The organism is Paraburkholderia sp. SIMBA_054 (assembly GCF_046534875.1).
Classification (GTDB): Bacteria; Pseudomonadota; Gammaproteobacteria; order Burkholderiales; family Burkholderiaceae; genus Paraburkholderia; species Paraburkholderia hospita.
The window spans coordinates 38,596-60,067 of the sequence record NZ_JAWRXV010000011.1; the positions used below are offsets into that span (position 1 = coordinate 38,596).

At 64.2% G+C, this 21,472-nt stretch carries 20 protein-coding genes; 10 read left to right on the forward strand and 10 right to left on the reverse strand.

Annotation, left to right across the window (positions count from 1 at the left end; all coding sequences use genetic code 11):
- Positions 1-6: 6 nt before the first annotated feature.
- From SB822_RS15465 to SB822_RS15490, 6 genes are all read right to left on the reverse strand, one after another.
- A complete protein-coding gene (locus SB822_RS15465) occupies positions 7-1,401 on the reverse strand; it encodes an MFS transporter (protein WP_079502965.1) in 1,395 nt (464 codons plus the stop codon).
- A 102-nt stretch (positions 1,402-1,503) separates the two neighbouring features.
- Positions 1,504-2,682, reverse strand: coding sequence for a CaiB/BaiF CoA transferase family protein (locus SB822_RS15470; protein WP_410855107.1), 1,179 nt, complete (start codon positions 2,680-2,682; stop codon positions 1,504-1,506).
- Between the two features lie 14 nt (positions 2,683-2,696).
- On the reverse strand, positions 2,697-3,860 hold the full coding sequence (locus tag SB822_RS15475) for an acyl-CoA dehydrogenase family protein (RefSeq protein WP_353557172.1): 1,164 nt from the start codon (positions 3,858-3,860) through the stop codon (positions 2,697-2,699).
- Positions 3,861-3,892: 32 nt separating this feature from the next.
- Positions 3,893-4,735: a MaoC family dehydratase N-terminal domain-containing protein gene (locus tag SB822_RS15480; RefSeq protein ID WP_079502962.1), complete on the reverse strand. Its 843-nt coding sequence runs from the start codon at positions 4,733-4,735 to the stop codon at positions 3,893-3,895.
- A gap of 112 nt (positions 4,736-4,847) precedes the next feature.
- A complete protein-coding gene (locus SB822_RS15485) occupies positions 4,848-5,765 on the reverse strand; it encodes an ATP adenylyltransferase family protein (protein WP_410855108.1) in 918 nt (305 codons plus the stop codon).
- A gap of 5 nt (positions 5,766-5,770) precedes the next feature.
- Positions 5,771-6,256, reverse strand: coding sequence for an adenosine-specific kinase (locus SB822_RS15490; protein ID WP_007577027.1), 486 nt, complete (start codon positions 6,254-6,256; stop codon positions 5,771-5,773).
- A gap of 217 nt (positions 6,257-6,473) precedes the next feature.
- Here SB822_RS15490 and SB822_RS15495 point away from each other — a divergent pair, with 217 nt between their 5' ends.
- The 3 genes from SB822_RS15495 (at position 6,474) to SB822_RS15505 (ending at position 8,565) form a co-directional block, all read left to right on the forward strand.
- Positions 6,474-6,725 (forward strand): hypothetical protein, encoded by a 252-nt coding sequence (locus tag SB822_RS15495; RefSeq protein WP_410855109.1) that lies wholly within the window; start codon positions 6,474-6,476, stop codon positions 6,723-6,725.
- Positions 6,726-6,852: 127 nt separating this feature from the next.
- Positions 6,853-7,362, forward strand: a complete 510-nt coding sequence (locus SB822_RS15500) for a DUF1269 domain-containing protein (protein ID WP_410855110.1) — start codon at positions 6,853-6,855, stop codon at positions 7,360-7,362.
- A 231-nt stretch (positions 7,363-7,593) separates the two neighbouring features.
- The gene (locus SB822_RS15505; RefSeq protein WP_410855111.1) at positions 7,594-8,565 is read left to right on the forward strand and encodes a DMT family transporter; all 972 of its coding nucleotides are present in this window, start codon (positions 7,594-7,596) and stop codon (positions 8,563-8,565) included.
- Here SB822_RS15505 and SB822_RS15510 read toward each other — a convergent pair.
- From SB822_RS15510 to SB822_RS15520, 3 genes are read right to left on the reverse strand one after another with little or no spacing between them, the layout of a single operon-like run.
- Entirely contained in the window at positions 8,555-9,310 is a 756-nt protein-coding gene (locus SB822_RS15510; protein ID WP_410855112.1) for a phosphatase PAP2 family protein, read from the reverse strand. The two genes, SB822_RS15505 and SB822_RS15510, sit on opposite strands and share 11 nt — an antisense overlap.
- Positions 9,307-10,164, reverse strand: a complete 858-nt coding sequence (locus SB822_RS15515; RefSeq protein WP_410855113.1) for a metallophosphoesterase family protein — start codon at positions 10,162-10,164, stop codon at positions 9,307-9,309. Before SB822_RS15515 ends, SB822_RS15510 begins: the two co-directional genes overlap by 4 nt.
- On the reverse strand, positions 10,161-11,159 hold the full coding sequence (locus SB822_RS15520) for a diacylglycerol/lipid kinase family protein (RefSeq protein WP_007738937.1): 999 nt from the start codon (positions 11,157-11,159) through the stop codon (positions 10,161-10,163). The genes SB822_RS15515 and SB822_RS15520 overlap by 4 nt, the downstream gene beginning before the upstream one ends.
- 374 nt (positions 11,160-11,533) lie before the next feature.
- On the opposite strand from SB822_RS15520, the gene SB822_RS15525 reads away from it, so the two are divergent.
- The 6 genes from SB822_RS15525 (at position 11,534) to SB822_RS15550 (ending at position 18,552) form a co-directional block, all read left to right on the forward strand.
- The gene (locus SB822_RS15525) at positions 11,534-12,652 is read left to right on the forward strand and encodes a nucleoside hydrolase (RefSeq protein WP_410855114.1); all 1,119 of its coding nucleotides are present in this window, start codon (positions 11,534-11,536) and stop codon (positions 12,650-12,652) included.
- 179 nt (positions 12,653-12,831) lie between these two features.
- On the forward strand, positions 12,832-13,848 hold the full coding sequence (locus SB822_RS15530) for an alcohol dehydrogenase (protein ID WP_007577035.1): 1,017 nt from the start codon (positions 12,832-12,834) through the stop codon (positions 13,846-13,848).
- A gap of 203 nt (positions 13,849-14,051) precedes the next feature.
- Positions 14,052-14,819 (forward strand): DUF3348 domain-containing protein, encoded by a 768-nt coding sequence (locus tag SB822_RS15535; RefSeq protein ID WP_410855115.1) that lies wholly within the window; start codon positions 14,052-14,054, stop codon positions 14,817-14,819.
- Positions 14,820-14,829: 10 nt separating this feature from the next.
- A complete protein-coding gene (locus SB822_RS15540; protein ID WP_410855116.1) occupies positions 14,830-17,268 on the forward strand; it encodes a DUF802 domain-containing protein in 2,439 nt (812 codons plus the stop codon).
- Entirely contained in the window at positions 17,265-17,912 is a 648-nt protein-coding gene (locus SB822_RS15545) for an OmpA family protein (protein ID WP_007585194.1), read from the forward strand. The genes SB822_RS15540 and SB822_RS15545 overlap by 4 nt, the downstream gene beginning before the upstream one ends.
- Positions 17,905-18,552, forward strand: a complete 648-nt coding sequence (locus SB822_RS15550; RefSeq protein WP_024162981.1) for a DUF2894 domain-containing protein — start codon at positions 17,905-17,907, stop codon at positions 18,550-18,552. Before SB822_RS15545 ends, SB822_RS15550 begins: the two co-directional genes overlap by 8 nt.
- Before the next feature lie 30 nt (positions 18,553-18,582).
- Here SB822_RS15550 and fusA read toward each other — a convergent pair whose 3' ends face one another.
- Positions 18,583-20,628 (reverse strand): elongation factor G, encoded by a 2,046-nt coding sequence (fusA, locus tag SB822_RS15555; protein ID WP_007585190.1) that lies wholly within the window; start codon positions 20,626-20,628, stop codon positions 18,583-18,585.
- A gap of 174 nt (positions 20,629-20,802) precedes the next feature.
- Between fusA and SB822_RS15560 the strand changes: the two genes are divergently transcribed.
- Complete coding sequence (locus SB822_RS15560; RefSeq protein ID WP_410855117.1) at positions 20,803-21,456, forward strand: DsbA family oxidoreductase; 654 nt, start codon at positions 20,803-20,805, stop codon at positions 21,454-21,456.
- The last annotated feature ends 16 nt before the right edge of the window (positions 21,457-21,472 follow it).

Consider the following 21,472-nt stretch of genomic DNA (forward strand, 5'->3'; position numbering starts at 1 on the left):
CTGCGCTTAAGCGTGTTCCGCCGCGTGCGCCGCGTCGCGGTCCTGGGCGGTCGACGTGGCGTCGCTGGTTCCCGGCGCAACATCTTCGAGCGCGTGCCGGCTCGTCTCGACGCGAAGAATGCAGATCGCGACGCACAGCACGGCAAAGATCACGCTCACCATCGCAATGACGCCGGACACGCCGACACGCTGATACAGCAGCAGCGCCAGATACGGCGTCGCAATCGACGCGGCGCGTCCGCATGTTCCCGCAACGCCCGTGCCGCGCAGGCGGACTTCCGTCGGAAACAGTTCGGGAATGTACCCGAACAGCCCAAGCGTCGTGATCGTATAGATCGTCGTGACGAGACAGAAGCCGACGATGATGATCTGCGCAGGCTCGCGCAATGTCACGTAGATCCACCCCAACACGATGCTCACCAGCGCGGCGAGCACGATGCCTTTCGCGCGGCCGATCCGGTCCGCGATCAGATAGCCGACCAGGCCGCCGACGGGTGAGCCGATCGACATCAGCATCACGAAGCCGAGCGACTTGACGATCGACAGGCCTTCGCTGACGAAGAAGGTCGGCAGCCACGCGATGAAACCATACAGCCCGATGTTCACGGCAATCGCGGTGAGCGCGGCAACGAAGGTGCGCCCGCGCATGCCCGGCGCGAACAGCGCGCTCAGCGGCACCGCGCCGACGTTCAGGTTGACCACGCGCTGCACGGGCGGCAATGTCCCGACGCGCGCTTCGACTTCACGTTCGATTGCGGCGAGCGTCGCTTCGGCTTCGTCGAGCTGGCCCGTCGATTCGAGCCAGCGCGGCGATTCAGGCATCCGGTGACGCAGGAACCACACGATCAACGCACCGATGCCCGCAATCGCGAACATATAGCGCCAGCCGAGGTTCGGGATGATCCAGTAGCCCGCCGCGAGCGCCGCGAACAGTCCGCTGTTGATGATGATCGCGAGCAGCGATACCCACTTGCCGCGCGTCGCGGGCGGCACGAACTCGGCGAGCGTGCCCGCCGCGACCACCAGTTCGGCGCCGAGTCCCACGCCCATGATGAAGCGCAGCACGATCAGCCATTCGATGTTCGGCGCGAAGCAGGCGGCAATCGAAGCAAGGCCGAAGATGCCGAGATTCACCTGATACGAGTAGCGTCGTCCGAGCCGGTCGCCGATGTGGCCGGCCGCATACGCGCCGATCATCATGCCGACGAAGGTCGCCGAGACGAACATCGCGCCGTGACGGAGATCGGTGAAGCCTTGCTTGACCATCGCCGCGACGGCGCCGTTGGCGAGATAGATGTCGAACGCGTCGAGAAAGGCGCCACCGGCGATCAGGCCGAGTATCTTCCAGTGGAAACTGCAAATGGGCAGACGGTCGAGCCGACCAGCGGCGTTGACTGACATGGTTTTGTCTCCTGGTTGGGTTGCCTTGCCACGGACAGAGCAAGGGCAAGGCGGGCGCGATTGTTCTGAAGTGATTGCCCGGATTGTCTGGTTGTCGAATGGCTACACGGCATGGGATACGCGCAGCGCGTCCACCTCCGCTGCGCTGAAGCCCAGTTCACGCAAGATCGCGTCCGTATGCGCGCCGAGCGCGGGAACGGCGTCCATGCGAGGCTCGTCTTCGGCGGTCATGCCGGGCGGATAGAGCGCGGGGATCTCGCCCGCAGCCGTCTGCACATGCGTCCAGCGCTGCCGGGCCTGCAACTGTTCATGGTTCCAGACATCGTGCATGTCGTTCATCCGCGCGTTCGCGATGCTGGCCTTCTCCAGACGTTCGATCACCTGCGCCGCTGTCCACGCGGAAAACGCGTCGACGATGACGCGCGTGAGTTCCTCACGATGCTTCGCGCGGCCGCTGTTCGACGAGAAGCGTTCATCGGCGAGCAGTTCAGGGCGCTCGATCACCGTCTCGCAGAAGTTCTTCCATTCGCGCTCGTTTTGCAGGCCGAGCATCACCGTCTTGCCGTCGCCTGCGACGAACGGACCATAAGGAAAGATCGTTGCGTGAGACGCGCCCGCCTGACGCGGCGGCGTCTGTCCATCGATCGAGTAGTAGAGCGGGTAGCTCATCCACTCGACCATGCTTTCGAGCATCGACACGTCGATATGCTTGCCGCGTCCCGTCTGCGCGCGTTCCAGCAGCGCGGCGAGGATGTTGGTGTAGCCATACATGCCCGCTGCAATGTCCGCGATCGAGCAACCCGCTTTCGCCGGCTCGCCGTCTGAACCCGTGATGCTCAGAAAGCCCGATTCGCTCTGGATCAGCAGGTCATAGGCTTTCTTGTCGCGAAAGGGACCATCCAGTCCATAACCCGAAATATCGCAGACAATCAGCTTCGGATACTTCACGCTCAGCGTCGCGTAGTCGAAGCCGAGGCGCTGCGTCGCGCCGGGCGCGAGGTTCTGCACGAACACGTCGGCATCGGCGAGCAGTTTGTGCACGATGTCGAGCGCCTGCGGCTGCTTCACGTCGAGCGTGATGCTTTCTTTCGAGCGATTCGTCCACACGAAATGCGACGCGAGGCCCGACACGCGTTCGTCGTAGCCGCGCGCGAAGTCGCCCGTGCCGGGGCGCTCGATCTTGATGACGCGCGCGCCGAGATCGGCGAGCTGACGGGTGCAGAAGGGCGCGGCGATCGCGTGTTCGAACGTAACGACCTTGATGCCTTGAAGCGGACGCATGATCGGACTCGCTCTCAGAAGGAACGCGGCAGACCGAGGATGTGCTCGGCGACATACGACAGGATCAGGTTCGTCGAGATGGGCGCGACCTGATAGAGACGCGTCTCGCGGAACTTGCGCTCGATGTCGTATTCAGCGGCGAAGCCGAAGCCGCCATGAAACTGCAGGCAGGCGTTGGCCGCTTCCCATGAAGCATCGGCGGCGAGCAGCTTCGCCATGTTGGCCTGCGCGCCGCACGGCTCGTGCGCGTCGAAGCGGCGAGCGGCCTCGAAGCGCATCAGGTTCGCTGCTTCGATGTTGATGTACGAGCGCGCAATCGGGAACTGCACGCCCTGGTTCTGTCCGATCGGACGGCCGAACACGACGCGGTCCTTCACGTACTGCGAGACCTTGTCGATAAACCAGTAGCCGTCGCCGATGCATTCGGCTGCGATCAGCGTGCGCTCGGCGTTCAGTCCATCGAGGATGTACTTGAAGCCCATGCCTTCTTCGCCGATCAGGTTTTCAGCGGGAATCTCGAGATTGTCGAAGAACAGCTCGTTGGTCTCGTGATTCACCATGTTCGGAATCGGACGAACCGTCATGCCGTGGCCGATCGCGTCGCGCAGATCGACGATGAAGATCGACATGCCTTCGCTTTTCTTCGTCACGTCGGCAAGCGGCGTGGTGCGGGCGAGCAGGATCATCAGATCGGAATGCTGGACGCGCGAGATCCACACCTTCTGCCCGTTGACGACGTAGCGGTCGCCCTTACGCACGGCCGTGGTCTTGATCTTCGTCGTGTCGGTGCCCGTGGTCGGCTCGGTGACGCCCATCGATTGCAGGCGCAGTTCGCCGCTCGCGATCTTCGGCAGATACAGCCGTTTCTGTTCCGCCGAGCCGTGGCGTAGCAGCGTGCCCATGTTGTACATCTGCCCGTGGCACGCGCCCGAGTTGCCGCCCGAGCGGTTGATCTCTTCCATGATGACGGACGCTTCCGTCAGCCCCAGACCCGAGCCGCCATATTCTTGCGGGATCAGCGCGGCGAGCCAGCCCGCTTTGGTCAGCGCGTCGACGAAGGCTTCGGGATAGCCGCGTTCTTCATCGACCTTGCGAAAGTACTCGGCCGGGAATTGTTGGCAGAGATCGCGAACGGCTTCGCGGATGTCCTGAAACGGATCGGTGACGGTATGGATCATGATCAATTCTTGTGCGGTTGCGGATTGCGGAATCAGGCGAGCGTCGCGCGTGCCGTCATGGTCAGCCAGCCTTCGTGGTCCTTCGACCAGAGTTCGACCGTTTTGCCGTCTGCCGACGGCTGGCCGCACAGATGAAGGACGTTGCCCATGAAGCTCGGACGCATCGCCTTGTAAGAGAATTCGAGCACCTTCGCGTCAGGGCTCTGCCTGTGCAGCAGATCCATCAGCAGCGTGGCGATCAGCGGTCCATGCACGACGAGATTCGGATAGCCTTCCACCTGCGTCACGTATGGCTTGTCGTAGTGGATGCGATGGCCGTTGAAGGTCAGTGCCGAGTAGCGGAACATCAGCACTTCATCGGGGACGATCTGCCGGTGCCATTGAGCGGCATCGGGCGCGGCGGTCGGTGCGGGAGCGGGCGCGCCGGGCACCGCCGGTTCGCGGTACACGATGTCCTGTTCTTCGTCGATGGCGAACGTGCCTTCGCAATAGATGCGGTGGTTCACGGTAACGAAGCCGAGCTTGCCGGTGCGGCCTTGCTTCTCGCTGACGTTCAGGATCGACGATTCGCGCGTGATCGCGCTGCCGACCGTCACGGGCGCGTGAAAGCGCAGGCGGCCGCCTGCCCACATGCGGCGCGGCAAGCCAAGGTCGGGAAGAAAGCCGCCTTTACGCGGATGGCCGTCTTCGCCGATCTGCGCCTGCGCGACGGTCGGGCGGAAGAAGATCCAGTGCCAGAGAAGCGGAAGGGCGTCGCCGGGAAGCGGCGGCGCGTCGTAGTCGAGCGTGGCGCCCAGCGCGACAGCCGAGGTGGGCACGACGATATCGGCGGCGATTACGGTTTGCGCATCGGATGCGGCGGACTGCTCGGTCATGCCTGTCTCCGTCGCCGGCAACCGCCAGCGCGTTTGTTCTCGATACGGAGAGATTAGGCGAAGCCCGAATACGGCGGAAATACCAGTTTCATGTGCCAGTCATAGGGCGATCCTATTGCGGCCAGGGCAGGCCGGCGCGTTGCAGCACGGTCATCGGGCCGAGCCGCTCGATCATCGCCATGTGCGCCGCGTCGCGCACGAACAGCGATCCGGCGAATCCCAACGCGTTCACCGACACGCCCTCCACGTGTTCCGCCGATCTGGGAACGAGCAGCATCCATTGGCGCGTGACGAGCAGGTTGTACGGCGACGATTGACACTGAACGCCGTTGGTCTCGATAGCGCCGACGCCTGCCGCGTCGAGCAGCGCGTCGTAGCAGGCAAGCGCTGTCTTTGCGGCATCGGCGGGCGTCGCATGATCCAGCGTGATACGCGCGAATGCGTGACGAAACGGCAGGCCCGGCACGCGCAGCGCTGGCCCATCGCCGACGGCTTCTGCTAGCAGCGGCTCGACAGGTACGGACGGCGCTGCATCGCCGAGCGGCAGCGGCACGATTTGCAGATGCTTGTGCGGCTGACTGGCACCCGCCTCGGGGCCGCCATTGTAAAAGCCGATGCCATCGAATTCCGCCATGCAGGCCATCAGCGCGTCGAAGTCCGCGAGATCGAGCAGCGCTTCCTGCCGCTGAAAATCGCGTGTAACGATCAGCAGATGATGGTCGATGACGTTGAACTTGTTGAGCAAGGCCAGATGCGTTCCGGAGATATCGGCGACGAACAGGTCGGGCTCATACGGAAGAAACGGATTTGCGACAGGACCCTTCGCCGTCTCCAGTTTGCGCGCTTGCCGGCGCTGCTGCTCCTTGCGCGTGAGGCTCGACACCTGCCGCACGACGAAGCGAACAACGCCGCTTTCGATCACGGCCTGAACGGTATCGATAGGTTGCAGCGCGCCGCAGCGCAGCGCGTGTGCGGTCTGCCGCTCAATGGCGGCCCACAGCGTACCGGGCGCAAGGCGTCGATGTTCCATTCGGGTCAAAGTTTATAGCCGATCGTGCGCAACAGGTCCTTACGCCATTGCACGTCTTCCGCGCCTTCGACGCCGAGCGGCGAGAATCCGTCGATCACGCCGACGATGCCCCGTCCCTGGTCCGTTTCCGCAACCAGCACCTCGACGGGATTCGCCGTTGCGCAAAAGATGCGGCACACCTCGGGCACTGCCTTCAGCGCATTCAGCACGTTGACGGGGAAAAAGCCGTCGCCGAGAAACACGAAGAAGCTGTGGCCCGCCGCGACGTTCAGCGCGTTCTGGCTGGCCATCTCGACGAGCGCATCGTCGGTGCCGGAGCGCCGCACGAGCCGCTTGCCGGACGCTTCGCAGAACGCGAGTCCGAACCTGATGCCGGGTACAGCGGCGACGAGTGTCTCGTGGATATCCTCGACGGTTTTGATGAAATGGGATTGCCCGAGAATGAAGTTGGTCGTTTCGGGCTTGACGACGGTGACGGCGGACAATTGCATGGCGGGCCTCGCTCCGTTGCGGCAGAACGCTGGTGAGAGATGCGTGTCGAGCTTGTTCTAGCCTAGACGCAAGCGCGCGCGAGGGAAAGCGGGCGCGATGTAAGGCGATTGTCTGATTGATCGAAAACGGATGCGGAAACATCGCGATACAAATTCGACACGATGCTTACCGGGCTGGCTCAGGTACGCGCCCAGCCAATGTGGGAAAATCAGGGACATGAAAACGCCCAGAATTGCAGTCATCGTGGCCATGCTCGCCGTGGTCAGCCCGCTGGCGCACGCGAGCCTCGCGAGCGGCGCTCATCAGTTCAAAACCGACGCCAAGACGGCAGGCCGGGAGACCGGGCACGTCGCTCGCAACGGCGTGCATGCGGTCGGACACGGCGCGAAAGCGGCAGGTCATGCCGTTGCCGACGTGACGAAGCACGGCTATCACGCAACGAAGAAGTTCGTGACGGGACATGGCTAGGTGCCGCATTGCAGCATGCTGAATAGCGTGTGATTGCGGCCCGCTGAACGGCCCATTCAGGCGTACGATTAGAGGTATCGCCCCGTTGCATCCCGTTGTGGATGCCGCCATTTGACGGAGAGCCGATATGAGACGCCTTTATTTCATTGCCCCCGACACCCTGACCGCGAAAGCGATCGTCGACGACCTGCTGCGCGCGCGAATCACATGGCGGCATATCCATGTGCTCGCGAATCACAGCGTCGCCCTCGAAGAATTGCCACAAGCCTCTTTGCTGCAAAGCAGCGACGTCGTGCATTCGCTGGAACGCGGCGTGGCGCTCGGCGGCGTGACGGGCGCGCTGCTTGGCCTCGTGGCGCTTGTCTATCCGCCTGCGGAACTGGCCATCGCGGGCGGCGCCGTCGTCATGCTGACAGTGGCGGGCGCCGGTTTCGGCGCGTGGACAGCCACGATGATCGGCGTCAACGAGCCGAATACGCAGCTCGAACGTTTTCGCGATGCGATACGCGACGGCCAGTTGCTCATCATGGCCGACGTGCCCGGATCGCGTGAACATGAGATCGAGCAATTGATCGCGCAGCATGTACCGCGAGCCGATCTCGAAGGCGCGGAGCCCTCCTCGCCGATCTTTCCGTAGCGCTTGACGGGACTTTCGCGCGCCGGCAGCGATTCGACAACGCAGTGCAAATGGTTGACAATCGAATGCCTTGCGCGCGGGGAATGATCCAATAACCGGCTCCACAAGATTCGTCGTGACGGCATGCAGCCGCCTCACACGCAACATCATTGAGCCGGACCCGCCGCGCTGTCCCGATTCACGCGAACCACGCCTAAGGCGCTTTCGCGCAAGACCTGCTGGCAAATATCAATGAGAAAGACTCTGGACGGCCTCGCCGTTTCAAGCATGGTGATGCTGTGCCTGATATGGGGACTCCAACAAGCGGCAATGAAAGCGATTGCTGCCGATGTCGCACCACTGCTTCAGGTATCGCTGCGCTCCGGAGTGGCCGCCGTGCTGGTCTGGGTGTTCGGCCGGCTGATCGTGCGCGACAAATGGCTCAAGGGCGTTGCGCTCGGGCCGGGATCGCTGGTCGGCGTGCTGTTTGCCGCCGAGTTTCTGTTCGTTGCCGAAGGCCTGCGCCTGACCACGGCGTCTCACATGGCCGTGTTCCTTTACACCGCGCCGATGTTCGCGGCAGTGGGGCTACAGATCGCGCTGCCTTCCGAACGCTTGACGCGCACGCAGTGGACGGGCATTGCGATCGCCTTCGTCGGGATTGTGATTACCTTTGTCCGGCCGGGCGCGGGAGCCGGAGCGGGGCCATCGGCGCCGAACTGGATGCTGGGCGACTTGCTGGGGATCTGCGCGGGCGCAGTGTGGGGCCTGACAACCGTCGCCGTGCGCGCGTCACGTCTGAGCGAAGCGCCCGCTACGCAGACGCTGTTCTATCAGCTGGTGTGGGCCTTTGTCGTGTTGCTGCCGTTTGCCCTCCTGTCCGGCCAGTCCGCGTTTCATGGCAATACGCTGGTGTGGGCGAGCCTCGGGTTTCAGGCCTTCGTCGTCTGCTTCTTCAGTTACGTTGCGTGGTTCTATCTGCTGAGAATCTATCTTGCGTCGCGGCTCGGCGTGCTGTCGTTCATGGCGCCGATGTTCGGCGTCGCGCTCGGCGCGCTGCTGCTGCATGAACGGCTCGATCCGACCTTTCTCGCGGGCTCGGCGCTCGTGCTCGTGGGCATGCTGGTCGTCAATGGGCGCGAGTGGCTGAAGTTCGTGTTCGCCCGGCAAAGTCGCGATGGCGTGAACGTAAAGCACGCTGTTGACAGACGTCTCAACCGATAGCGCGTCGCCGCAGCCACTCCGCCACCAGCACGCAGGCCGTGAGCCATGCTGTCGACGACATCGCGCCCGCAAGCACATCGCTGGCGAAATGCACGCCGATGATCAGCCGGCTCCACGCAATCATCCCGACGACAGCCACCGCGCCGAGTACCACGGGCAGCCGCCAGCGCGCGGGCAGCGTTCGCATGAGCACATACGCGATCGCGCCATAAGTCGCGAGCGAGCCGGACGTGTGGCCGCTCGGAAAACTCCAGCTATGCACCGACGCGAACGCGGTGTCGTAGTCGGGCCGCGCGCGGCGGATTAGTTGCTTGAGCGTCATGTTCAACAGGCCGTTGCCGCCCGAAGCCGCGGCGAGTGTGCAGGCGAGCAGAAGGTGCCGCGTCGACAGCAGCGCGATGGCGCCCGCTGTGCAGCAGACCGCTAGCACCTTGGGATCGCCGAGATGTGTCGCAATAGCAAAGGCATGTTTGACTTCGCGCGGCACGGTAGCGCCGAGATCTAGCGCGAACGCGAGGTCGAAGCGGGTCAACGCGGGATCGGTCAACAGCGCATGCGTGAGCGCCGCGAAGCACGCGGCCGCAGTGACGATGACAACCACGCCAACGCCTATCCCCGCATTAAATGTCAGCATGCCCGCGCGGCCCACACGAAACGCACCATACGCAATGCACTCCGCGACGATCAGCGTCGCCGCCATCAGTTCGAGCGCATGCCGGCCCGCGATGCTCGCAAGCTCGATCATGACGAGCCGGCCGCGCGCACCGAAACGGGCGAACGCGCTTCATCAGTGCTGGGGAGGTCGAGTGCATGTTCCAGCACAGGCACGAATGCGTTGCCGTTTTCGTCGTAGTCATAGCGGGCAACGACGGCCTTGCGCCCATTCGGATCGCTCGCGTCGTAGCGAATCAGATTGACCGAATTCGGAATCTGCCCGCGGATGCGCGTCGATACCGCCGTGCCCGCCTGCACGGCCCATACAGGCCGCGCGATGTCCATGCGGCTCGCGAGCGGCAGCACATACGGCAAATGGATATGTCCGCCGAGGATCAGATCGGCACCCGCTTGCGCCCATCGGCGGATCGCGTGTTCGCGGCCGTGCAGCAGGTTGCGCGTGTCCTCTGCCGCGACGGACGCCACGGGATGATGCGTGACCACTACGCGCAGTTGCAGCGGCGTCGCACGTTCGAGTCGCCGTGCGGCGCGTTCGATCTGTTCCATGGACACTTCGCCATCCGTATGCCGCGCGCGGCGCGTCGTGTTCAATCCAATCACCAGCAATTCGCGCGACTCGAACACGGGTTCGAGATCGGTGCCAAATACGCGTCGATGATTCGCATACGGATGCAGCACGCGCGCGAACAGGTTGAAGAGGGGAATGTCGTGATTGCCGGGAATCACGAGCGTCGGTATTACGCCAAGCCGGTCGACGAACGCCCGCGCCGCCGCGAACTGGCTGCGCCGCGCGCGCTGCGTGATATCGCCGGACAGCACGGCGAGATCCGGCTGCTCGCGCGCGGCGAGTTGCAGCAAGGCTTCGACGACGTCGGGCCGTTCGGTGCCGAAATGCGGATCGGAGATCTGGAGCAACAGCGTCATGAGCGGTTCAGGGCGGCGACATCGGCCTCGGGTTTCAGCAGATAAAGGGGCGTGTCGCCGACACGGAATTCGAGCGGCATCTGCATGCGCGTGACTTCGCCATCCATTGCGATTTTGACACGCCTGCGCCGCTTCGACGGATGCGTGACCGTGAAGCGGCGAAACGCGAAGCCGATCACGTTGTCCGCGTCGCTCATCCGGCTCAGCGCGCCATGCAGCGACAGCACGATCTGCGCAATGCGGCCGATCGCGCGTGGCGCCAATGCAACCAGCAAGCCTTGCGCCAGCAACGGCGCTTCCGCCGCGCCGACCTGTTCGAGTTGCAGCCGGTTGTTGGCGACGAACAGCGTCGACGTGCGGATCTCCTGCATCGTGCCTTCGTGATCGACATGCAGACGCAGATGGCGATGCCGCCGCAACAGCATCGCAATCGCGGACCACAGCGCGACGATCCGGCTGCGCCCGAATTGCCGCTTGTAGATTTCGCGATGCTCCAGCATCTTCGGATACAGCCCGAGGCTCGCGTTGACGAGGAACATGCGGTCGTTGACGAAGCCGACCTGCACGGGATGCGCGCGCGCCGTGAGCAGCAGATCGACGGCTTGCGCGGGGTCGGCGGGAATGCCGTGGTCGCGGCTGAAGTAGTTGAACGTGCCGCACGGCAGCACGCCGAACGCGCAACCGCTGCCGATCACCGCCTGTGCGACCGCGCACAGCGTGCCGTCGCCGCCCGCGCCGACCACCGCGCCGCCGCGTGCCTGCGCGAGTTCGACCGCGCGTTGCGCCGTCGCGCCGAGTTGCGACGGATCGTCGACGAGCATCAGCTCGTACTCGCGGTTCGCCTTGCCGAACGCGTTCGCGATCAACGCAGCCGTGGTCTCGCCCTGCTTACGCCCCGAGCCGGCGTTCATCACGATCACGAACGGCGCGCGCGCGTCCATCTGCCGGGCTTCGCCGTGTGCAGGGATGGCAGATGGACGGGCGTCGGAGGTCATCGCGTCGATTCCGCGCGCGCCGGTTGAACGGACAGCGCGCCGAGCGTCGCGCATGCAAATATGACCGCGAGAGTGTGTCTTGCCTGCACTTGTTTCCTCCTTATGGTTGCAACGCAATGTCTCCGTGAAGATGTTGACTGTACCCGACGATCTGGCGTTCGTTGAGCAGAACGTGACGCCTCTCAGGTTGCTTGCGGGTGCAACGTTCAGTGTGTGCATGCAACACGTATGAGCATCGGCGGGAAACGCATGACCCAAACGGGTTTTGGCGTGCTCGCGAGTTTGCTCGCGTCGGCTTTGCCACTATGATGAATTTTCTGCCGACGCGGCCTCAACCTCACAGCACGAACACAAACGACAACAAGGAGACGTCATTGAAGCGACTTTTCGTCACGATGTCATGCGCGGTCATGCTGTCGGGCTGCGGCGGAAATGGCGTCGCGCGCGCTGCGCCGAAGGTGATCGTCGATAGCGACTACAACACGCTGGGCGACGACGGCCAGCTTGGTGTGATGGCCGTGCAATTGCAGGCGCAAGGCAAAATCGAGGTGCTCGGCATCACAGTCGTGTCGGGCAACCAGTGGCTCAAGCAAGGTGTCGCCGACGCGTTGAAGTCGATGGAGCGGCTCGGTGTTGGAGACCGTATCGGTGTTTATGCAGGCGCGAATTACGCACTGGCGCATCCGTATTCGGAGATCCAGCAGGAGCTTGCTCAGTTTCCCAGCGGCGACGGCTATCTGGGCGCATGGAGCACGCCGGAGCCGACTTCGGATGCTCAACTCGTCGCGCCTCCTGACGGCTTCGCGACGCATACGCATGTGCAGAGCAAAAGCGCGGTGGACTTCATCGTCGAAAGCGTGAAGGCGAACCCGAACCAGGTGACGATACTCGCGATCGGTCCGCTGACGAACATCGCGCTCGCGACAAGACAGCATCCCGAGATCGTGCCGATGATCAAGCAGATCATCTACATGGGCGGCGCGATCGACGTGCCGGGCAACGCCACGGCGACGGCCGAGTTCAACTGGTGGTTCGATCCCGAAGCGGCACGCGAAGTACTGCGTTTGCCCATCAAACAGAACGTGTTTCCCCTCGACGTGACCGACACCGTGAAGATGGATAAAACCGTCTATGACCGCGTCGCGAACGATCCGACCAAACAGACCATCATCACGCAACTGTTCAAGCAGTTGAACGGCTATGGTTTCGACGGCAAGAACGGCTTCGAAACCAATCCGAACTACACGACCGACATCTGGGACACGCTGACCATCGCCTGGCTGATGGACCCGAGCTTCGCGACGCAGACGGAAGAACGCTGGGTCGATGTCGATAGGAGCTTCGGCGCGAACGATGGCAAGGCGACGGGGTACGCGAGTTCGCCGCCGGCAGGGCTGCAGAAGGTGACGATCATCAAGCGTTTCGATAACGCACGCTTTTTCGATTTCTATGTCGATCTGCTCACGCGCCCAGTTCCTGTGAAACTGCCGTGACAGATACGTGGTGTCGCGTGGTCGTACCCGCGTGTGTCCGTTCAATTGCGCACGCATCATTCAGCACCTAGTATCCATTTCGGACCAGCCGGTTACGTTGCGATGCGGAACGTCGGAAGAAATCGCCGACGCGCATCCAGCCGCGCTGGCATGACTGTTCTTCGACTGGAGCAAATTCGATGCGAAAGATGAGAGCGGTACAGGTGAGCGGGCCGGGCGGCGCGCTGGAACTCGTGGAGCGTGACGTGCCGGCGCCCGGCGCGGGTCAGGTGTTGATCAAGGTGCAGGCGTGCGGCATCTGCCACAGCGATTCGCTGACCAAGGAAGGCCAGTGGCCGGGCCTGCAGTATCCGCGCGTGCCGGGGCATGAAGTCGCGGGCGTGATCGATACGCTGGGCGCGGGCGTCGAAGGATGGAAAGCGGGCGAGCGCGTGGGCGTGGGCTGGCACGGCGGACATTGCGGCCATTGCGCGAATTGCCGGCGCGGCTATTTCGTTGTGTGCGAAAAGGGGCAGGTGCCGGGCATCAGCTACGACGGTGGCTACGCCGATTACCTCGTGGTACCCGTCGAGGCGCTGGCGCGCATGCCCGAAGAACTCAACGACGTGGACGCCGCGCCGCTGCTTTGCGCGGGCATCACCACGTTCAACGCGTTGCGCAACAGCGGCGCGCGCGCGGGCGAGGTGGTCGCGATTCTCGGCATCGGCGGGCTGGGGCACCTCGGCGTGCAGTTCGCGAGGCGCATGGGCTTCAACACAGTCGCGATCGCGCGCGGCGAGGACAAGGCACCGCTCGCGAAGCAACTCGGCGCGCATCACTACATCGACAGCCGCGCGCAGAATCCCGCCGATGCGCTCAAGGCGCTAGGCGGCGCGTCGATCATTCTCGCGACGGTGACCAACGCCGACGCGATGACGGCCACGCTCGGCGGCCTCGCGCTCAACGGCAAGCTGATCATCCTCGGCGTCGCGGACAAGCCGATCGAAGTGCCGCCCGTCCAGTTCATCATGGGCCGCAATGCGGTGCAGGGCTGGCCGTCGGGTTCGTCGGCCGATTCTGAGGACACGCTCGCGTTCAGCGCGCTCGCCGACGTCAAGCCGATGATCGAAACCTATCCGATCGAACGCGCCGCCGAAGCGTACGACCGCATGATGAGCGGCGCTGCACGCTTTCGCGTCGTGCTGACGATGAACTAGCCGTTTCGCCTGATCGGGCGAAGCCATGCGGGCTGAAAGGCCGCCGTCGCGAGCGCGCGACGGCGGCTGCGAATCCGTCTCTCCCAATGTTGGCCGGGGTTTGCGGCATCTGCGGGATGCCCGCAACGCTCCTTCGACATCCCGTCCGGCAATCTCACCTCCGGCAGCGCGTAAAATGCTGCCTTTTCATGGTTTCTGGTGGTATGGTTCAAGCCCCTCAGCGCACGGCGGTCAGCGGTCCGACGCTCGTCCGTCTGCTCGCGCGCCTGACTACCGCCGACGTTCCCGCCTCCAGCCAGTCGCTGTCGGACCAGTTGAGCCAATGGCTCGGCTGGACAGACGCGATTGCGTTGTCGACGGCGCTCAACAGTGCGCCGCCCGCCGTCGCGTCCGGCGCGCGGGGCGCGGGCAGCGTCGAGCACGAGTGCGCGCGGGTGCGCGCGTCGCTGGCGGACGCGATTGCCGGCGACAGCATGCTCGCGCCGCGCCGGCGACGCAGCGCCGCGCATGCGCAGAATGCGCAGCAGCCGGAAGCGGAAGCCAATTACGCGGACTTTCGCCAGTGCTATCTGGCGTTGCAGCAGTCGATGGAAACCCGCATCGGCAGTCTGCGCGGGCGGCTGCGCAACATGGTGGCGGCACAGACGTCGGAGATGACGCGGCTCGCGGTGGTCGACGCGATCATGGAGCGGTCGCTCGGCGCGCGCGAGCGCAGCCTGTTCGGCGCGGTGCCGGGTCTGCTCAGCGGTCATTTCGAGCGCCTACGCCAAGCCGCGCAGGTAGCACAGGACGAGCAGGACGCCCTGGCCACTGCGGCCACCACGGCCACGGGGACCGGGAGTCAAGCCGCACCCCGGCCCGGCGCGTGGCTAGACGTGTTCCGCAAGGACATGCAGAGCGTGTTGCTTGCCGAACTCGATATTCGTTTTCAACCGGTCGAAGGGCTGCTGGCTGCCCTTCGCATCAGCTAACTGGGACAACATGTCCAGATATCGCATTGATTTTGTCGTTGTTTTTCTCGTAGGTCTGGTTGTAGCCGGTTGGGTCGGCGCCGGCTATGTCGTGTCGAATCCGCTGGCGCTCGCTGTCACGCTGCTGGTCGCCGCCTGCTATGTGGCGGGCGCGCTGGAACTGCAGCGCTATCAGGAGGCCACCGCGACGCTCACGCGCGCGCTCGCGGAACTGTCCGAGGCGCCGTCCCGGCTCGGTGTCTGGCTCGAACGTCTGCATCCCGGTTTGCGCAACCCGGTGCGCCTGCGCATCGAAGGCGAGCGCGTCGCGTTGCCGGGCCCGGCGCTCACGCCGTACCTGGTCGGGCTGCTGGTGCTGCTTGGCATGCTGGGCACGCTGCTCGGCATGGTGACGACGCTGCGGGGCACGGGCGCCGCGCTCGAAAGCGCGACGGATCTGCAGGCGATCCGCGCGTCGCTGGCCGCGCCCGTGAAGGGTTTGGGCTTTGCGTTCGGCACTTCGATTGCGGGCGTGGCGACCTCGGCGATGCTCGGCTTGCTGTCGGCGTTGTGCCGCCGCGAGCGCGCTCTCGCCGCGCAGCTGCTCGACACGAAGATCGCGACCACGTTGCGCGCCTTCTCGCAGAGCCAGAAGCGCGACGAGACCTTCAAACTGCTGCAGCGCCAGGCGGACACGATGCCCGTGCTGGTCGACCGACTTCAGACGATGATGACGGCCATCGAGCAGCAGAGCCTGTCGCTCAACGAGCGGCTGATCTCGAACCAGCACGCATTTCACGGACGCACGGAAGCGGCGTATGCGCGGCTGGTGTCGACGGTTGCGCAGTCGTTGAAGGACAGCGCGGCGGAAAGCGCCCGCGCGGCGGGCGCGGCGTTGCAGCCGGCGATGGAAGCCACGATGACCGGCCATGCGCGCGAGATGGCGTCGCTGCGCGAGACCGTCGAGCATGCGGTGCAACGTCAGCTGGACGGTTTGACGACGGGCTTCGACGCGTCCACTGCGAACGTTGCGAAGCTATGGACCGAAGCGCTCGCAGGACACCGGAGCGCAAGCGAGTCGCTCGCACAGGACTTGCGCGTGTCGCTGGAAGGCTTCAGCCAGACTTTCGAGCAACGCTCGACGGCACTGCTGGACGGCGTCTCGGCACGCCTCGACATGACGGCGGGCCAGGTGTCGAGCGCGGCGGAAAGCGCGCGCGCGGCGGGCGCGGCGTTGCAGCCGGCGATGGAAGCCACCATGGCCGCTCACGCTCTCGAAATGGCCGCACTGCGCGGTACGGTCGAGCAGGCGGTGCAGCGTCAACTGGACGGCCTGTCGAGTGGCTTCGAGTCGACTACGGCGAACGTGGCGAATCTATGGAGCGAGGCGCTTGAAGGACACCGGAGCGCGAGCGAGTCGCTCGCAAAGGATCTGCGCGCATCGCTGGAAGGCTTCACGCAGACTTTCGAGCAGCGCTCGACGGCTCTGCTGGATGGCGTGTCGACGCGCCTCGATGCAACGGCGGGGCAGGTTTCTCAAGCCTGGACGCACGCACTGACTCAGCAGGAACGCACCGGCGAAATGCTCGCGGAGCACAACCGCGACGCGCTCACGACGGCGGCATCCGCTTTCGAGCAACATTCGGCCGCGCTGTTGCGCGCCGTCGATGAGTCGCATGCCGGTTTGCAGGCCGAACTGGCGTCGCGCGACCAGCAGCGTCTGGATGCGTGGAGCGCATCGCTCGAAGCAGTCGCGGCCACGTTGAGCCAGAAGTGGGACGAAATGGGCGCGCACACCGCGAGCCGCCAGCAGGAAATCTGCGACACGCTCGCGCAAACCGCGCGTGATATCTCGGCGCAGACGCAAGCCCACGCAAGCGGCACGATCGCGGAAATTTCTCGGCTCGTCGAGGCCGCGTCGGAAGCGCCACGCGCGGCGGCGGAAGTCGTCGCCGAATTGCGCCAGAAGCTCTCCGACAGTATGGTCCGCGACACCGCGATGCTCGAAGAGCGCAGCCGTCTGCTCGCCACGCTCGAAACGCTGCTCGACGCCGTGAATCACGCATCGACCGAACAGCGCACGGCCGTCGATGCGCTCGTCTCGACATCGGCGGGACTGCTCGAGCGGGTCGGCACGCAGTTCAACGACAAGGTCGAAGCCGAAACCCGCAAGCTCGGCGACGTCGCCGCGCAGGTGGCCGGCAGCGCCGTCGAAGTGGCGAGCCTCGGCGAAGCGTTCGGCATGGGCGTGCGGCTGTTCGGCGAATCGAACGACAAGCTGATGGCTCACCTGCACCGTATCGAGGCGGCGCTCGACAAGTCGCTGCTGCGTAGCGACGAGCAGCTTGCGTACTACGTCGCGCAGGCGCGGGAAGTGATCGACCTCAGCATGCTGTCGCAGAAGCAGATCGTCGAAGACCTGCAACAGCTGGCGGGTCAGCGCGCATCTGCTGGAGCCGACGCGGCATGAACGACGATATCGACGGCGGCGTCGAGCCGACGACGCCCATCTGGGCCGCCTTCAGCGATCTGATGTCGGTGCTGTTGGGCGCGTTCGTGCTGATTCTGGTCGGCGTGATCGGCGTGCAGCTGGAACTGTCGGCGCGGCTCGACGATGCCGTCAAGCAGCGGCAGATGGAAGCGCAGCGCCGCAAGACGCTGGAGCAGGCGCTGGCCGGGCCGCTCGCGGCCGGGCGCGTGACGCTGGTCAACGGGCGCATCGGCATCAGCGGCAACGTGCTGTTCGCGCTGAACTCCGACCAGTTGCAGCCGCAGGGGCGCGATCTGCTGAAGAGCCTGGCCGGGCCGTTGTCCGCGTATCTCCGCTCGCACGACGAAATCCTGATGGTCAGCGGCTTTGCCGACGATCAGCAGGTGCGGTCAAGCAACCGGCGCTTCGCGGACAACTGGGAGCTGTCGGCGCAGCGCGCGCTGACGGTGACACGTTCGTTCATCGATGCGGGCATTCCCGCGTCGTCGGTGTTCGCGGCGGCGTTCGGCTCCGAGCAGCCGGTTAGCTCGAACGCGGATAGTGAAGGGCGGGCGAAGAACCGTCGCGTGGAAATTGCGGCGGTGCCGAGGCCCGCGTCATCGGGCGGCGGAAACCGTGAGTAGCGACGCAACCGCGCGCGCCAGCGACGCACAGACGACGCTCGACGCTTGGCGCGAGCAGGGCGACGACCGGCTCGATCCACTGCGCTTTCATTTCATCGACGCGCTGGCGCGGCGGGCAGCCGCTCACGACGGCGAAGCGCGCCGCATTCTCGATGCGCGTCTGTCGACCTTGCTCGAAGCCTATGCTGGCGATATCGCCAGCCGTGCGCCGACGGCACAAGCGCCTGAGCGCGCCGCTCTGCCGTGCAAGGCAACACGCGGACCGCTCGCGGAACTGGTCGATTACATCGCGAGCCACCCGCAGGCAGGCGACGAGCGCGTCGCGCTCAACGCCGCCGTTCGCTCCGAATTGAAGGCGCTCGATTACTTCCGCGAAACCTGGTCCAAGGTCAGCGCCGAGAAACAGGTGCGCGTGTCGCTCGAACAGGTGCCGGGCAATGCCGGGCCGCTCAATTCGAGCAGCCTCGTGCATCGGTCGCTGTCGCTGATGCGCGAGCTGTCGCCAGGGTATCTGCAGCAGTTCCTGGCCTACGTCGATGCGTTGTCGTGGATGGAGCAGATCACGGGCGGCGCGTTGCCCGTCAAGGATACGCCGCGCCCCGCGAGCGCGAAGAAGGGCGCGCGCGGCAAGTCGCGCTAGGCATCTCTGTCGCGTCGCCGAACGGGCGCGTCAGGCCGTATCGGACTGCTTCTTGTACTGCGACGCGAGCTTGTCCTGCTGGTTCGGCGGAACAGGATCGTAATGGCTCAATTCGATGCTGTAATTGCCGTGCCCGCCCGCGATCGCGTTCAGGCGCGACTGATAGTCGGCCAGTTCCGATAGCGGCACTTTCCCCGCCACGACCACAGCACGGCCGGCCAGATTGCGCGTGCCCTGTACCTGCGCGCGACGCGACGACAGATCGCCGATAATGTCGCCCATCGTCGTGTCGGGCGTCATCACCTCGATGTTCACGATCGGTTCGAGCAGGATCGGTTGCGCCTTGAGTATTGCGTCGATGAACGCCTTGCGGCCCGCCGTGACGAACGCGACTTCCTTCGAATCGACAGGATGGCTCTTGCCGTCGAACACGGTGATGCGCACGTCCTGCATCGGAAAGCCCGCAAGCGGGCCGTTCTCGATCACCTGCAAAATGCCCTTTTCGACGGCTGGCATGAACTGGCCCGGAATCGCGCCGCCCTTCACGGCATCGACGAATTCGTAGCCCGCACCGCGCGGCAACGGCTCGACGCGCAGCATCACTTCGCCGAACTGACCTGCGCCGCCCGTCTGTTTCTTGTGGCGATGATGCCCTTCGGCCTTGCCGCCAATGGTCTCGCGGTACGCGATCTTCGGCGGCCGCGTGATGACCCCGAGCTTGTATTGATCGGCGAGCCGCTCCAGCATGTGCCGCAGATGCAATTCGCCCAGTCCGCGCACGACGGTCTCGTTGGTGCCGACGGGATGTTCGATTTTCAGGCAAGGGTCTTCCGCCGCGAGCTTTTGCAAGATCTCCCAAAGCCGCTGCTCGTTGCCGCGCCGCTCCGGCTCGATGGCGAGGCCGTAGATCGGCGTCGGGAACGCGAGCGGTGCGAGATGGATGTTGCCGTCTTCGGGTGCATCGTGCAGCACGGCGTCGAATGAAATCTCGTCGACCTTCGCCGTCGCGCAGATATCGCCTGGTCCCGCCTGCGCGACCTCCTCGTGGTCCTTGCCCTGCAACAGCATCAGATGCGCGACGCGAAACGGCTGGCGCGCGTCGCCGATATAGAGCTGACCGTCGCGCCGCACCGTGCCCTGATGGATGCGGAACACGGCCATCTTGCCGATGTACGGGTCGATCACGATCTTGAACACATGTGCGAGCACATGTTTGTTTGGATCGGGCTCGGCCTGCACCGTCTCGCGCCGGCCATCGACGTCGCGGTAGAAGAGGGGCGGATTGCCTTCGAGCGGATTGGGCAATAGCTTCACGAACACGTCGAGCAGTTCGCGGATGCCCGCGCCCGTCGCCGACGACGTGAAGCACACAGGCACCAGATGCCCTTCGCGCAACGCGCGCTCGAACGGTTCGTGCAGTTGTTCCGGCTGGACCGCTTCGCCCTGTTCGAGATACAGCTCCATCAGCTTTGCATCAAGCTCGATCACCTGATCGACGAGCGCGTTATGCGCGGATTCCACCGTCAGCAGATCGGATTCGCCGGACGGATTGAAGAAGCAGTCGACTACGGCAGTTGCGCCTTGCGCGGGCAGGTTGATAGGCAGGCAGTCCTTGCCGAAAGTCTCCTGAATCTCTTCGAGCAGACCGGGCAGATTGACCTTGTCGCCATCGATGCCGTTCACGACGATGATCCGGCACAGCTTGCGCGCCTCGGCCCACGCCATCATACGGCGCGTGGTCATTTCGATGCCGGTGCGCGCGTTGATGACGATCGCGGCTGTTTCGACGGCAGGCAAGGCGCTGATGGAAAGGCCGGAGAAGTCGGGGTAGCCGGGCGTGTCGGCGAGGTAGATGCGGGTGTTCTGGTAATGCAGGTGGGCGATCGCGGAGGAGAGCGAGTGGTGGTATTTGCGCTCCAGCGGATCGAAGTCGCAGACGGTCGAGCCTCGGTCGACGCTGCCTGCCGCATGGATCGCGCCGCCTTCTTTCAGCAGCGCCTCGATCAACGAGGTCTTGCCGCAACCGGCGTGGCCGACCAGCGCGATGGTACGGATGGCTTCGGGTGGGTAATCCATGGCCGTCCTCATTCTGCGACAGTTATTGGGCCATTATTGGTGAAAATGGCGCCGCCTGCCACAAGACACGCGCGAATTTGCGAATTCGGGTATGTTGCGGCGCGGTAGAAAACGGTCGCGCCTGTTTCTGATAAGGTGCTCCGATCTTCTAGACATTCATTGGATCCGCAACACATGACGCAACAACTCAGAATCGATTTTGTTTCCGATATCGCCTGCCCGTGGTGCGCGATCGGGCTTTCGTCGCTACAACTTGCGCTGTCGCGTCTCGGTGATGACGTGAATGCCGAGATCGTCATGCATCCGTTCGAACTGAATCCGCAGATGGGGCCGGAAGGCGAGGCGATCGTCGATTATCTCGGCAAGAAATATGGCCGCACGCTGGCGCAGATCGAAGAGACGCAGGCGATGATCCGCGAGCGCGGTGCGAGCGTCGGCTTTGCGTTCGCGCCGCGCAACTATGTGTACAACACGTTTGATGCGCATCGGCTGCTGCATTGGGCGGGTATCGAAGGCAAGCAGTTGCCTTTGAAGCTCGCGCTGTTGCAGGCTTATCACGGCGACGGCAAGGACCCGAGCAATCACGACGTGCTGGTCGAAGCCGCGCAATCCGTCGGTCTCGATGCCGCGAAAGCACGCGATGTGTTGAACGGCAACGACTATGCCGACGAAGTTCGAGCAGAAGAGCAGCAGTTCCAGGCTATGGGCATCCAGTCCGTGCCGTCGATCGTTTTCAACCAGAAGTATCTGGTGACGGGCGGGCAACCCGTCGAAGCCTTCGAGCAGGTGATTCAGCAAATTCTTGCTGAAGAGAAAGCGGGCGCGTAGTCGCTTTCTCCCGCCT